The 13859-nt window shown below is 73.8% G+C and carries 13 protein-coding genes; 2 read left to right on the top strand and 11 right to left on the bottom strand.

The window, feature by feature from the left end; genetic code table 11:
• Positions 1–23: 23 nt before the first annotated feature.
• From DB033_RS20625 to DB033_RS08480, 9 genes are all read right to left on the bottom strand, one after another.
• Complete coding sequence (locus DB033_RS20625) at positions 24–194, bottom strand: glycine zipper 2TM domain-containing protein (RefSeq protein ID WP_157970581.1); 171 nt, start codon at positions 192–194, stop codon at positions 24–26.
• A 55-nt stretch (positions 195–249) separates the two neighbouring features.
• Positions 250–2301 (bottom strand): ABC transporter ATP-binding protein, encoded by a 2052-nt coding sequence (locus DB033_RS08450; protein ID WP_111766288.1) that lies wholly within the window; start codon positions 2299–2301, stop codon positions 250–252.
• 37 nt (positions 2302–2338) lie between these two features.
• Positions 2339–2809 carry a thiol-disulfide oxidoreductase DCC family protein gene (locus DB033_RS08455; RefSeq protein ID WP_111766289.1) on the bottom strand — a complete coding sequence of 157 codons (471 nt, stop codon included), beginning with the start codon at positions 2807–2809 and terminating at the stop codon, positions 2339–2341.
• Between the two features lie 65 nt (positions 2810–2874).
• Positions 2875–3057: a hypothetical protein gene (locus tag DB033_RS08460; protein ID WP_111766290.1), complete on the bottom strand. Its 183-nt coding sequence runs from the start codon at positions 3055–3057 to the stop codon at positions 2875–2877.
• An 89-nt stretch (positions 3058–3146) separates the two neighbouring features.
• A complete protein-coding gene (locus DB033_RS08465; protein WP_111766291.1) occupies positions 3147–3338 on the bottom strand; it encodes a hypothetical protein in 192 nt (63 codons plus the stop codon).
• Positions 3339–3451: 113 nt separating this feature from the next.
• Entirely contained in the window at positions 3452–3637 is a 186-nt protein-coding gene (locus DB033_RS08470) for a hypothetical protein (protein WP_111766292.1), read from the bottom strand.
• Positions 3638–3737: 100 nt separating this feature from the next.
• The gene (locus DB033_RS20630; protein ID WP_157970582.1) at positions 3738–4547 is read right to left on the bottom strand and encodes a class I SAM-dependent methyltransferase; all 810 of its coding nucleotides are present in this window, start codon (positions 4545–4547) and stop codon (positions 3738–3740) included.
• Positions 4541–5107 (bottom strand): hypothetical protein, encoded by a 567-nt coding sequence (locus DB033_RS20635; protein WP_157970583.1) that lies wholly within the window; start codon positions 5105–5107, stop codon positions 4541–4543. Before DB033_RS20635 ends, DB033_RS20630 begins: the two co-directional genes overlap by 7 nt.
• Positions 5104–6948: an alpha/beta fold hydrolase gene (locus DB033_RS08480; protein ID WP_111766294.1), complete on the bottom strand. Its 1845-nt coding sequence runs from the start codon at positions 6946–6948 to the stop codon at positions 5104–5106. The genes DB033_RS20635 and DB033_RS08480 overlap by 4 nt, the downstream gene beginning before the upstream one ends.
• A 2216-nt stretch (positions 6949–9164) precedes the next feature.
• Here DB033_RS08480 and DB033_RS21795 point away from each other — a divergent pair.
• Positions 9165–11255, top strand: coding sequence for an RNA degradosome polyphosphate kinase (locus tag DB033_RS21795; protein WP_111767347.1), 2091 nt, complete (start codon positions 9165–9167; stop codon positions 11253–11255).
• The gene (locus DB033_RS08490) at positions 11245–12141 is read left to right on the top strand and encodes an NUDIX hydrolase (protein WP_240615798.1); all 897 of its coding nucleotides are present in this window, start codon (positions 11245–11247) and stop codon (positions 12139–12141) included. The genes DB033_RS21795 and DB033_RS08490 overlap by 11 nt, the downstream gene beginning before the upstream one ends.
• 76 nt (positions 12142–12217) lie before the next feature.
• Here the strand turns inward: DB033_RS08490 and DB033_RS08495 are convergent, their stop codons facing one another.
• Both DB033_RS08495 and leuD read right to left on the bottom strand, forming a co-directional pair.
• Positions 12218–12970, bottom strand: a complete 753-nt coding sequence (locus DB033_RS08495; protein ID WP_111766296.1) for an HU family DNA-binding protein — start codon at positions 12968–12970, stop codon at positions 12218–12220.
• Positions 12971–13241: 271 nt separating this feature from the next.
• A complete protein-coding gene (leuD, locus tag DB033_RS08500) occupies positions 13242–13829 on the bottom strand; it encodes a 3-isopropylmalate dehydratase small subunit (protein ID WP_111766297.1) in 588 nt (195 codons plus the stop codon).
• Positions 13830–13859 lie beyond the last annotated feature (30 nt).

Consider the following 13859-nt stretch of genomic DNA (forward strand, 5'->3'; position numbering starts at 1 on the left):
CGTCCGCGCCGCGCCGGCCGGGCTCACAGGGCACCGCCGAGCAGGTACCCGACCGCGGCGGCCGAGACGGTGAACACGGCGGGCGCGATCAGCGCGGTCGCCCGGTTGCGGCCGTTCCCCCGGAAGAAGCGCAGGCCGATCAGCGCTCCCACGGCGGCACCGACGAGCAGACCGATCAGTTGTCCGGACGACACGGGAACTCCCAGCGGGACGGGCCGTCGGGGCGACGGCGGGTACGGGACGGATGTCTCAGGCTTGTGCGAGGGTGCCGCGTTGCTGGTCGACGAGGGTGCGGTACAGGCCGCCGGCGGCCATCAGCTCGTCGTGGGTGCCGACCGCTTCGACCCGGCCGTCGGCCATCACCACGATCTGGTCCGCGTCCACGACCGTGGCGAGCCGGTGGGCGACGAGCACCACCGCCCGGGCGGCGGCGACCTCCCCGACGGTGCGCCGGATGAGCGCCTCGTTGGTCGCGTCCAGCTGCGAGGTGGATTCGTCCAGCAGCAGCACCCGGGGGTCGCGCAGCAGCGCCCGGGCGATGGCGATCCGTTGGCGCTCACCGCCCGACAGGCCGCTGCCCCGGTGGCCGACCTGCTCGTCGAGGTCGGCGTCGGCCAGGTGGGCCAGGCCGGTCGAACGCAGTACCGCCTCGAGCGTCGACCGGTCCACGTCGTCCGCGCCGTAGGTGAGGTTGTCCCGCAGCGTGCCCGCGAGCAGCGGCGTCTCCTGCTCGACGTAGGCCACCTGCGCGCGGAGGGCGGCGAGGTCCCACTCGGCGAGCGGCCGGCCGCCCACCAGGAACTCACCCGAGGTGAACGGGTAGAAGCCGTCGATCAGCCGCAGCACGCTGGACTTGCCGGATCCCGAGGGGCCCACGATCGCGGTGAGACCCCGCTCCGGCACGGTGAAGGAGGCGTTCCGGATGGCGGGCGTCCGCTCTCCCGGGTACGTGAACGACACCCCCCGCAGCTCCACCGCCGGCGACCAGGACACGGCACCGAGGTCGGCCACCGCGCCGGGTACCCGCGCGACGTCGTCCACGGACGCGGCGACCGCGGGGTCGGCCTCGCGCTCGGCCGCGTCGAGCTCGGCGATGCGTTCCAGGGCGGCCCGGCCGGACTGGAACGCGCTGATCGCCTGGGTCATCTGCAGGACGGGCGCGGACAGCTGCATCGCGTACAGCAGGAAGGCGATCAGGGTGGTCACCGACATCGCGCCGCTCTGCACCCGCCAGCCGCCCACGCCGAGCACCACCAGGAACGCCGCCTGCACCGCCAGCACCGAGGTCATCGCGGCCAGGGAGTTCCACCAGGCGGTGCGGACTCCGGAGTCGTGGGCCTTCTGGACCCGGCGGCCGAGTCGCTCGCTCTCCATCCGTTCGGCGCCGGCCGCCTTCACCGTCGTGTAGGCGCCGAGCACCCGCTCGAGTTCGTTGCCCATCTCGCCGACCGCCCGCTGCGTCTGCCGTGACGACCGGCGGATCCGCGGCATCAGCACACCCAGGACGATGCCGACGGTGCCGACGACGGCCGCGGTCACGGTGAACAGCAGCGGATCCAGGACGAGCATCACCACGATCGCCCCGACGACCACGACGGCTCCGGAGACCGCCTGCGCCAGCGACTGCAGGGCGATCTGGCGGATCAGCGCGGTGTCGGAGGTGACCCTGGCCATCAGGTCGCCGGGATCGCGCCGCCGCATCCCGGTCACCGACAGACCCAGCAGCTGGTCGACGAGCCGGCGCCGGCTGGACAGCACGACGGCCTCGGCCGACCGCAGCATCAGGAACTGGCCGAGGCCCTGGGTGACGGCGGCGGCGAGGACGAACGCGACGAGCAGGACCACGGCGCCGCCGAGCGCCGAGCCGGCCCCGATCGAGTCGAGCACGTACCGGGTGGCCAGCGGTTGTCCCAGACCGACGAGCGAACCCAGCACCAGCAGCAGCAGCCCGATGGACATCGACAGTCGCAGCGGCCGGATGTGGCGACCCAGCAGCCGCAGGGACGCCCGCAGGTCGTCGATGCGGGTCTCGTCGGCGGCTCCGGCCGGCGCGGCCGGATCCCCGGTCTCCTCCGACTCCCCCGAGGCCGTGCGGGCGTCCGGTGCGGTCGGGTCACCGGCCGGCCCGACCGTGCCCGGCCGGGCACCGGGGCCGGTGTGGCGACCGGCCGGGTCGGCGCCGGCAGGCACGGTGGCGTGGGCGGTGTCGGCGGTGTGGGGGGTGTCGTCGGCGGTGTCGTCGGGAGCGGTGTCGTCGGCGGGGTCATCAGTGGTCTCCGGAGCCCGGTGGGCGCCGCCCATCAGTGACGTCCGGCCGCGGCGGCCGGTCGCAGCGGCGTCACGCGGCCGGCCCCGTCGGTCCGGCCGGCGGGACGTCGACGCGGCGCGCGGCCACGACGACCCGCGCCCGGGCCTTGGCCCGTTCGGGCACGAGCGTGGCGAGCCGGCCCCGGTGGTCGGCGATCCAGCGGTAGGCCCACCCGGTGAGCCGCGGCACCCGGCCGGAGAGCGCGCCGGCCCAGCGCAGCGCGGGCAGCGCCCGCAACGTCACGGTGAGGGCCGCGCCGGCCGACGCCAGCCCGCCGGAACGGGAGACGGTGTGGAAGGACTCCATGACGCGGTCGCGCGGGACCCGGGCCAGTGGGCCGTCCACGGCGCCCTGGATGGTGGCGACGTCCAGCCGCCGGCCGCGATCGAAGCGCAACAGCAGCGCGACCGCCCAGATGCAGAAGCCGCAGTCGGCGTCGTAGTACACGGTGACGTCGGAGGTGGCGGGAATGGCCGGGGTGGTGGGGGGCGCGGGGCTCATCGGGTCCGTCCTGGGAGTGTCGGGCGGTACGGCCCGGCGTGGTCGCCCACGCCGGGCCGGCGGTGTCAGTCTGCGTTCTTCCCGATCTCCGAGCCCGCCACCGCGGCCGCGGCCATCCCGCCGACGACGGCGAGGCCCATGGGCGTGCCCAGCACCGGGTTCAGGTCGCTGAACTTGTGGATGCGCTCGGCGTCCATCGGGACGTCGGCCATCATCGGGTTGTCGTTGACGCGGTCCTGCAGGGTCATGGTGTCCTCCGGGTGATCGGTCGTGCGGGCGGTGGGGTGGGACGGGTCGTGCGCTACCGGTGCGTGCCGTCAGGGACGGCGGCCACCGGTCACTTGTCGCCGGCCTCCTCGACGGCGTAACCGGCGACGAAGGCGGCCGCGGTGGCCACACCGGCCGCGACTCCCGCGGGGGTGGCGAGGACCGGCATCGCCGATCCGAGGCGGGCGGCCGGGGTCTCCGGGGTCAGCGGGCCGAACAGGTCGGCGCTGGCGGCGTTGATGCGGGCGGACAGATCGGACATGGACGTGCCTTTCCAATAGCGGTTCTCGTGAGCGGTTCCGGGGGGACCGCCGTCGCGGGAGCGGCGGCGGGTGGGGTCACCGGACGGACGCCGGGTGCGCGTCCGCCGGTGGGTCACTGCTTCTGGCGGGCCGTGTAGCGGACCATGAGGTAGCCGACCACCGCGGTGGAGATCGCGAGAATGGCGGTGGGCACGACGGTTCCGAGGAGGACGTCGTCGGCGTCGTTGAAGAACAGGTAGCCGAGGACGGCCCCGATGACGAAGCCGACGACGGCACCGGTGCTGCTTTTCGCGATCATGGACGCTTCCTTCGCTGGGGATCGGACAGGACGTGGGAGTCGCCGCGCGCCGGTGGACCGGCCCCACCGGGGGCCGGATCACGGGCCGCCGGCCGGTCGCTCAGCACGACCGGTCCGGCGGCGCCCGGTACACCGCGATGTAGGAGGGGCCCGCATCGGCGGCGGCGGTCGCGTCCCACGATCCGTGACGTGCCTCGGGGACGAGACCGTGCGCGGCGGCGACGGAGTCGAGGTCGTCGGGTTCGATCAGCAGACTCTCCTCCGAGGCCTCCCGGTCGGCGCCGGCCGCCGTCCAACGGTGGCGCACCGACCAGCGTCCGGTCGGCGCGTCGAGGGTCGCGGTCATCCGCAGTCCGCCGTCGAGCCCGGCGACGGGGACGACGAACACCGCCTCGGCCCGCCCGGCGTGCAGCGCGCGGACGTGGCCGGGGAGGTGCGTCTCGACGACCAGCGCACCACCCGGCCGCAACGTCCGGGCCGCGGCGGCGACGGCGGCGGCCTGGTCCGCGCGGGTGGGCAGCATCGACACCGTCGCGCACACGCAATACACGACGTCGGCCAGGCCCGGCTCGGTCCAGCGGCGGATGTCGGCCTCGATGTAGCGCACCGCGACCCCGGCGGCCGCCGCGGCGGCCCGTCCCGCGCGCAGCAGGTCCGGCGAGGTGTCCAGCCCGGTGACCACGCCGCCCCGGGCGGCCAACGGCACCGCGATCCGCCCCGATCCGACGCCCTGCTCGACGAACACCGCACCCGGTCGCGGGGCGAGCGCCCGGAGGAAGCCGGCGGTGACGGCGGCCCGGTCGTCGTGCGGGAAGACCCGGTCGTAGATCTCGCCGAACAGACGGCCGTAGCCCGGTCCCTGGTCACCGTCCGCGCCGGCGTCCCGGCGAGCGGGCGACGCGGTCAGCACGCCGGATCCGTCCACGCCTCGAAACGCGATGCGAAAAGGTAGTCCGGCTCCGGCTCCTCGTCGTGGCCGGTGTGCCGGAGTACCAGGAACTGGAAGCCCCGCGGCGGCCCCGCGGGGTCGTCGGCCACCGCGGTCGCGACGGCACGCCGGGTGAACGAGCGCAGCAGCCGGTACGCCGGCGTGGTGGTCAGGTCCAGCCCGGGGATCTGCAGGTAGGTCACGAGCTCCCCGCAGACGTCGATGAGCGCCTTGTCCGCGCGCCGGTCGGGGAACCAGAAAGCCTGTCGCCAGGTGCGTCCGGGGATGATCGACGGCTCCCGCCAGGCGGTCTGCGTCCCGTCCGCGCGCAGCCAGCGGTGCATCACCCGGAAGTCGTGGATCGCCGGGTCGGGGGCGAAGAACCGCCAGTTCGGGATGACCACCCCGAGCGGGTCCCGCCGGCGGAACCGGTCGAAGGTGCGGTTCGGGTGCTGGCTCAGGGCGGTGACCGCGACCCACGAGCCGAGGACGGCGGTGATCCCCAGTTCGACCGCCCGGCCGGCGACCGGTGCGGCCTTCACACCGCCACCTCGTGGACAGCGGCGAGGCAGTCGTCCACGAACGCCCCTATCGCGGCCGACACGGTTGCCGCGCAGCGGGAGTCGGTGAGGATGCTGTCGTGGTCGGCGCCGGTCACGACCTGCGTGCGACCCCAGGGCGCCGCGTCGACCATCGCCTGGTACAGCCCCGCCTGGGCGGCGTCGTCGGCCACCGTGTGTTCGGCGCTGAGGACGAGGACCGGCACCCGGATCGCGGGAAGCCCCGGCCAGCTGTCGAAGTCGGCGCGCACGGCCGCCCACTCCCGGCGGCCGGCGTGCCAGAGTCGGCTCGTCCGGTACTGGGCGAGCACGCCCGGTCGGACCGCCGCCGGCATGCGGCCGAGGAAGTCCGGGACCTTGAGCAACATGCCCAGCCCGAGGTCCAGCGACCGGGCGACGACGGGAAAGGTCTCGGTGAGCCGCTTCTGGCCCTGGGCCTGCCGTTCGGACAGCCGCAGCTCGTCGGGGTGGCTGCTGTCCACCAGCACCACTGCGCGTACCCGGACGTCGGTCACCGCGGCGACCCGCAGCGACAGGTAGCCGCCGAGCGAATGGCCCACCAGCACGACATCCCTCCCGCGGCCCACGGTCTCGAGCACCTGGCGGGCGTCACGCTGCAGGTCGGCCATGGTGGTGGCGGTACCCGGCCGATGACCGCTGGCGGCGTAGCCCGCCCGGTTGTAGGTCACGACGGTGGCGGACAGCGCGAGGGCGTCCGCGATCCACTGCCAGTGCTCCGAGGTGGACACCATGCCGTTCTCGAAGAAGTACAGCGGCGCGGCCGGGTCGGTGCTGCCGAAGACGCGGTAGGCCAGCCGGTTGCCCTCCGGTGTCAGGACGAACTGCTCGTCCCCCCAGCCCCGCGCGACGATCCGGCTGTCGGCCCGCGTGGTGACCGCGGCCAGAACGGCGACCACGCCACCGATGGCGCCGAGCACCGCGGGCAGCGTGTCGTCACGCGCGGCGGTGGCTCCGCCGGCTGTGGCCGACCGCGCCCGCGCCGTGTACAGCACGGCAGGGTGCATGGAGGCGAACGCCGGCAGGAACCGGCCCAGGCCCATGATCCGGGCGTTGGCGAGGTGGAACAGCAGCGCACTGCCGACGTAGGTGCGGGCCGGCCGGCCGCCGGCCGCGTACACCAACGGGAACGTGCACTCCAGGGCCAGCACGGAGGTTCCCAGGATCCGCGCCGCTCGCGGGAACCGCCGGACCGCCCGCCACACATCGGCGTCGCCGTAGGTCAGGGTGCGGGTGATGCCCTCCAGCGCCGTGCCCTCGCGCCACGAGGAGCCGGCGATCTTGACCCAGCCCGAGGCGGCGTAGGACAACGTGGCCTGCGCGGCGACCGCCCACAGCGCCGCATCCACGATCCGGGTCCGCACACCGGCGGCACGGGCGATCGCGGCGGCGGCCTGCACCAGGAAGTTCACCTGGTCCGATCCGTCCGTGCCGTAGTGGTGCCGCGGGTACATCAGCAGACCCGAGACGGCCACCGTGGCATCGGCTGTCGCCCGCAGCCGGCGTGACCGGACCGGTGACAGCAGCAACGCGGACGCGGCGACCTTGGCGATGTGCAACGCGGTCGTCGCGGGCCCGGTCGCCACCAGGTCCAGCAACCGCCGGGTCGGCGCGGAGGTGCCCCGCAGATTGTCCCGCGTGATCGACCAGTCGTTGAGCCCACCGGGCCGTCGGGCGTCGGGACGGCACAGGTGTTCCGCGCTGATGATGAGACTGGTGACGGCCGACGTGCGTTCCATGAGTCCGAGCGCCTGTGCCCGGCCCAGGTCGGGCGGCGCGAGGACCGTTCGGAGCAGTCTCCTCATCCGGCGGACACCGCGGATGTCGCGACCGCGGTCCGATCGCCCGCCGCCGTGCGTTCGTCCCACAGGAACACGTTCCCACTCCTCGACACACGGTCCGGACGATTTCCGGAAAACGAACAGAGAATGACAACCGGGCAGAGCGGAATTGCGACCTCACCATTCCCGGCCTGCGCGCGACGCGTGCCCGTGCACCACATCAATGCGCGTAAGGCCGGGGTAAAAGAACGTAGCACCGGCATACGCGCCCCACAAGATCGACCCGGTGCCGATTTGCACCTCGACAACGGATCACCCGTCCGTGACGTACCGTTCGCGGCCGCCACCCGCCCGGGCGACCAGGCCCACACGGACAATCACTGACGAAACACAACCGAGACAGTTCAACCGGAGCCCTTTCCGGCGGTCCGTCGGGCGCGACTCCGATCGCTGCACCCCGGACGCCGACCACCAGCGAGCACCTCGTCACCCATTCGCCGTCGCCGCGCCGACCGGCAGCGCCCCGTCGGGCGGCCGGGACCGGTGGCACCCACCGCCCGGAAGTGGTTGCCGGGAAACACCGGGAATGTGTCGGCGGCAGCGAATGGGCCGTACCGGCCGGCCACACACGGAAATGGTTCGCCTGCTGTTCACCGGTCCACCGCCGGCCATTCATCGACGACACCGCTCGTTGCCCGGCCGCCGGATCCGCACCACACGGTCGGCGGTGTTCCGGGGCGCCCGTCGCGGGCCGTCCGGTGCGTCCGTCGTCGTCCGACGCGGGGCCGGCGGCGCGCGCCGGTCGGCGCGACCACGGCCCGCGGAACGGTCCCGCCGGGTCGTCGCTGCGGCACGGTGGCGGCGCCTCCCGCCACCGGGGCGGGAGGTGAGCCGGGCGCACGGAGGATCACCGGGCACCCGAGGCGCCCGACCGGCGCCTCCCGGGGGAGAATGAGCGGGTGACGACCACCGAGAACACCACGGCCGACGCCGCTCCCCGACCGCGACGGGCACCGGCGCGACGGCGCGCCGCCACGGTGGCGCAGACACCGCCGGCCCCCGACGCGACGAACGGAGCGACCGCCCCCGCGCCGCGCGCCCGCCGGACCCGCACCGCCGCCATGCCCACCGCCGACGGTGCGCCCACCCCCGGCGGAACACGGCGCACGCCGACCGCCCCGACCCCGGCGGGGGCCCGGACCGACACCGCCGCGGCCGGAAAGACCCCCCGGCGGACCCGGACAGCCGTCACGCCACCGGCGGACGACGTCGCCGCGGCGCCCCGCCGGGCCCGGAAGGTCGCCGCACCGTCGACCACCGTTCCCGCGGACGGGGTGTCGGCGCCCCGCGCCCGCCGCGCGACCCGTGGTGACGCCTCGACCGACACCGACACCGACACCGCCGCCGCGCCGACCGGGACGCCTGCCGTCACCGACGACGACACGACCCCCGCACCCCGTCGCCGCCGCACCGCCGCGACGCCATCGGTCGCGCCGCCGGCCGCCACCCGGCGGCGGGCACGCGCCGCCGCCAACGCCGCCGCCGCGGCGGCGGACGACACGGCGGCCACGCCCACCACGGCTCGCACCACCCCGAAGTCCCGTGTCGCCGCACTGGCCCGGGCCCGCACCGCCCCGACCGCCGACGCGGCACCGGCAACCCGGCGCACGGCCCGTCGCCGCGCCACCACCGCGTCAGGCCCGGACACCGACGCCACGGCGACCGACAGCACCGCCACCGACGGGACGCCGACCGGTCCCGGAGCGACCACCACCGGCGCCGCGGCGATCGCCGCAGGACACGACATCACCGACACCACCGACACCACCGGGCCCACCGGGTCCGGGGTGGGCGGACCGGACGGCGCCGCCGCCGGGTCGGAGGTGTCGCCCGCCGCGACGCCGACGGACGGGTCCGCGCCGACGGACGGGTCCCTCCCCACGGACCTCTCGGCCGCCGGGCCTGCGACCGCGCCGGCGGCGGAGGAGGTCTCGGCACTGGCCGACGCCGGCGGTCTCGTCCCGACACCCGACCCGACCGCGGGCGGTTCGCCGGAGACCGGCGAGGAGGACGCCGCCGCGGAGGCCGTCGAGGAGCTGCTCGACACCACCGGGCCCAACGGTCCCGACGGCGCCGGGACGCCGTCCGCGGCGGCCGATCCCGCCGACACCCGCCCGGTCGTGCCCCCGACAGCCGTCTCGGCTCCGCTGGAAGTGGTGCCGCCGGAACACTTCCCGCGGATGGCCGACGCCATCGACCGGGCGGCGGCGAAGGATCCGCTGACCACGGTCGAGCTGCCCGAGGACCGGTTCTACAACCGCGAGATGAGCTGGCTGGACTTCAACGCCCGGGTGCTCGCGCTCGCCGAGGACCCCGCCGAGCCGCTGCTCGAGCGGGCGAAGTTCCTGGCCATCTTCGCGTCCAACCTCGACGAGTTCTACATGGTCCGGGTGGCGGGTCTGAAGCGCCGCCGCGAGATGGGCCTGACGGTGAACAGCGCCGACGGACTCAACCCCGGCGAGCAGCTGGCGCTGATCTCGGCCCGGACGCAGGAGCTGGTCGAGCGGCACGGACGGTGTTTCACCGACCAGATCCTGCCCGCCCTCGGCGAGGCCGGCATCAAGATCGTGCACTGGGGCCAGGTCACCGGCGACGACCGGCAGCGGCTGCAGCAGTACTTCGTGGACCACATCTTCCCGGTGCTGACCCCACTGGCCGTGGACCCGGCCCATCCGTTCCCCTACATCTCCAGCCTGAGCCTGAACATGGCGATCATCGTCCGCGACCCGGAGACCGGCGCGGAACGGTTCGCCCGGCTCAAGGTGCCCAACAACGTGGACCGGCTCGTCCGGGTCCGCCGCGGCGAGTTCGACTACCTACCGCTCGAGGACCTGATCGCCGCCCATCTCGGGATCCTGTTCCCGGGCATGCAGGTCGTGGAGTACCAGGTCTTCCGGGTCACCCGCAACGCCGACCTCGAGGTCGCCGAGGACCGGGACGAGGACCTCCTGCAGGCCCTGGAGCGTGAACTGGCGCGCCGCCGCTTCGGCCCTCCGGTGCGTCTGGAGATCGCCGACACCACCAGCGAACGCATCCTGGACCTGCTCATCAACGAGCTGGACGTCGATCCCGCCGATGCGGTGGAAGTGCCCGGTCTGCTGGACCTCTCGTGCATGTTCCAGCTCTACGCCCTGGACCGCCCGACGCTGAAGGACCCGCCGTTCGTGCCGGCCACCAACCCGGCGTTCGCCGAGGGCGAGAACCCGAAGAGCGTCTTCGCCACCCTGCGCGACGGTGACGTGCTGCTGCACCATCCGTACGAGTCGTTCGCGACCACGGTGCAGCGGTTCATCGAGCAGGCCGCGGCCGACCGGCACGTGCTGGCGATCAAGCAGACGCTGTACCGCACCTCGGGTGACTCCCCCATCGTCCAGGCGCTCATCGAGGCGGCGGCCGCCGGCAAGCAGGTGGTCGCGCTGGTCGAGGTCAAGGCGCGCTTCGACGAGCAGGCCAACATCTCGTGGGCGAAGGCCCTGGAGAAGGCCGGCGTGCACGTGGTCTACGGGCTCGTCGGCCTGAAGACGCACTGCAAGACGGCTCTCGTGGTCCGTCAGGAGGGCAACGTCATCCGCCGGTACTGCCACATCGGCACCGGCAACTACAACCCCAAGACCGCCCGCATCTACGAGGATCTCGGTCTGCTGACCGCGGACCCGGACATCGGCGCCGACCTGACCGACCTGTTCAACGTGCTCACCGGGTACTCCCGGCAGACGGAGTACCGCAACCTCCTCGTCGCGCCGCAGGGCATCCGCGACGGCATCGTGTCCCGTATCCACCGCGAGATCGAGCACGTCAAGGCGGGCCGCCCCGGCCTGGTGCGGCTGAAGATGAACTCCATCGTCGACGAGCCGGTGATCGACGCGCTCTACCGGGCGTCGATGGCCGGGGTCGAGGTCGACATCACCGTCCGCGGCATCTGCGCGCTGCGTGCCGGGGTGCCGGGGCTGAGCGAGAACATGGTCGTGCGCTCGATCGTCGGACGGTTCCTGGAACACTCCCGGGTGTTCCACTTCGGCAACGCCGGGGACGACGAGTACTGGATCGGCAGCGCCGACATGATGCACCGCAACCTCGACCGCCGGGTCGAGGCGCTGGTGCAGATCAAGGCGCCGGCCGCGGTCGACCGGATGGCCCGGCTGCTCGCTCTGATCACCCGGCCCGACACCCGCTGCTGGCGCCTGGGTCCCGACGGCTGGTACCGCTCGCCGGAGGCGGGTGGCCGCGATCTCCAGGCGGTGCTGCTGCGCGGAGGCGCCGGTGCCGAATGACCCGGCGCCGATCGCCGCGGCCGGCGGCCTGCTGTGGCGTCCCGGTCCGCAGGGTCGGCCCGAGATCGCCGTCGTGCACCGGCCGCGGTACAAGGACTGGTCGCTGCCCAAGGGCAAGGCGGCGCGGGGTGAGACCGCACCGGTGACCGCGCACCGGGAGGTGCTGGAGGAGACGGGTTTCCGGGCTCTCGTCGGCCGCCGGCTGACCACCGTCCGGTACGCGGTGGCCGCCGGACCCAAGCAGGTCGAGTACTTCGCGGCCCGGGCGACGGCGGGGGAGTTCGCGCCCAACCGTGAGGTCGACAAGCTGCGCTGGGCGTCGCCGGAGCAGGCCCGCGAGCTGATGACGTACGACTTCGACCGGGCGGTGCTGGACACCTTCGAACGGCAGCCGGTCACGGTGACGAGCCTGGTGCTCGTGCGGCATGCCCGGGCGGGCGTGCGGGAGTCGTGGGACGGATCCGACGCGAGCCGTCCGCTGGATGCCAAGGGTCGCCGGCAGGCGGCCGCCCTGCGGCGGGAACTGGCACCGTTCGGCGCCTGCGCGGTGTGGAGCGCCCCGGTGGAGCGCTGTCGGGAGACGGTGTCCGGGGTGGCCAAGGACTTCGGTCTGACGGTCCAGCTGGACGCCTCCCTCGGGGAGGACGCCTACCGGGAGAACCCGTCCGGCGCGCGACGCATGCTCGCCCAGCTGGGGGCCGCCGGGCGGCCGGTGGTGGTCTGCTCGCAGGGCGGCGTCATTCCCGGGGTCATCAAGAGCCTGGCCAGTCGGGCCGACCTCAAGATCGGCCCCACGAGCACACCCAAGAGCGCCTACTGGGTGCTCACCTTCGACGGCACGACGCTGGTCCAGGCCGACCCGTACCCGGCACCCACCGTCTCCTGACCGACCGCTGACGCCGACTCCGGGCGTCAGGCCTGCGGGCGGGCGGCCGGGGACGCGGACGTCCCCGGCCGGCCGGCTACTTCTTCGCGGCGGTCTTGCGGGTGGTGGCCTTGGCGGCCGGCGTCTTCGCCGCGGCGGTCTTCGGCGCGGCCTTGGCGGCCGGAGCGGCCTTGGCTGCGGCCGTCTTCGGAGCGGCAGCCGTCTTCGTCGCGGCGGGCGCCTTCGCCGCCGCCGTCTTCGGTGCGGCCTTCGCCGCCGGAGCGGCCTTCGCCGCCGCCGTCTTCGGAGCGGCAGCCGTCTTCGTCGCGGCGGGCGCCTTCGCCGCCGCCGTCTTCGTCGCGGCCTTCGCCGCCGGAGCGGCCTTCGCCGCCGCCGTCTTCGGCGTCGCGGTCGTCCTGGTGGCCGCGGCCCGGGTGGCGGGCGCCTTCGCGGCGGTAGCGGCGGTGCTGGCGGTGGAACGCGCGGCCCCGCGCGCCGGGGCGCTCTTCGCGGCGGCGGCGGCGGCCCGGGCGGTCAGCGGGGCCGCACCGGGGACCGCCTTGGGCAGCTTGACGGTGCCGGCGACGACGTCCTTGAAGTACTTGCCCGGGCGGAACGCGGGGATGGTGGTCTTCTTGACCTTCACCGCCTGGCCGGTGCGCGGGTTGCGGGCGGTACGCGCCGCCCGGGCACGCTTCTCGAACACCCCGAAGCCGGAGATGGAGACCGTCTCGCCGGCGTGCACGGTGCGCTGGATGAGGTCGATGACGCCTTCGACGGCGGCCTGCGCCGTCTTGCGGTCGCCCTCCAGTCGTTCGGTCAGACTGGTGATGAGGTCGGTCTTGTTCACGGGTCCCTCCCAGGACGTCCCGGCCCGGCGGAGTAACAGAGGGCCGACTGGTCGCCCACGGTAGGCCGATCGGGTGGAAAAATCCAGGGTGGCACGCGACAAAGCCGTTGCGGTCACCGGGATCTCGGACCACTTCCCCGGTCTCGGAGCGACCCGGTGCACCTCCCCGGAGCTCCGCCCCCGGTCCGCCCGCCTATGAGATCATTTGTCTCACAGAGGTTCTCGTGGCGGCCGGGCACTCCCCACAGTGCCCGGCCCGCCGCGGGCCGGTTCAGGCGGTCGTCGGCAGGAAGGCCGGCCGGCGCGCTTCGAAGACGTCGATCTCGTCGGCGTGGCGCAGGGTCAGGGCGATGTCGTCCAGCCCGTTGAGCAGCCGCCACTTGATGTACGGATCGATCTGGAAACCGATCGTGAGTGATCCGGCCACGATGGTCTGGGTCTCCAGGTCGACGTCCACCGCGGTGCCGGGCTGGTTCTCCAGCAGCTTCCACAGCAGCTCGACCTGGTCCTGCTCGACCTGCGCGGCGACCAGGCCGCCCTTGCCCGAGTTCCCCCGGAAGATGTCGGCGAACTTGGACGACACGACCACGCGGATGCCGTAGTCGAGCAGGGCCCAGACCGCGTGCTCCCGTGAGGATCCGGTGCCGAAGTCGGGACCGGCGACGAGGACGGATCCGGCGCTGTAGGCCGGCTGGTTGAGCACGAAGGTGGGGTCGTTGCGCCAGGCGCTGAAGAGGCCGTCCTCGAACCCGGTGCGGGTGATCCGCTTGAGGTAGACGGCCGGGATGATCTGGTCGGTGTCGACGTTGCTGCGGCGCAGCGGGATGCCGACGCCGGTGTGGGAGGTGAAGGCCTGCATGGGGTGTCCTTTGCGTGAACGGAGGGACGC

Origin of the sequence: Nakamurella deserti (genome assembly GCF_003260015.1) — a bacterium.
GTDB classification, from domain to species: domain Bacteria; phylum Actinomycetota; class Actinomycetes; order Mycobacteriales; family Nakamurellaceae; genus Nakamurella; species Nakamurella deserti.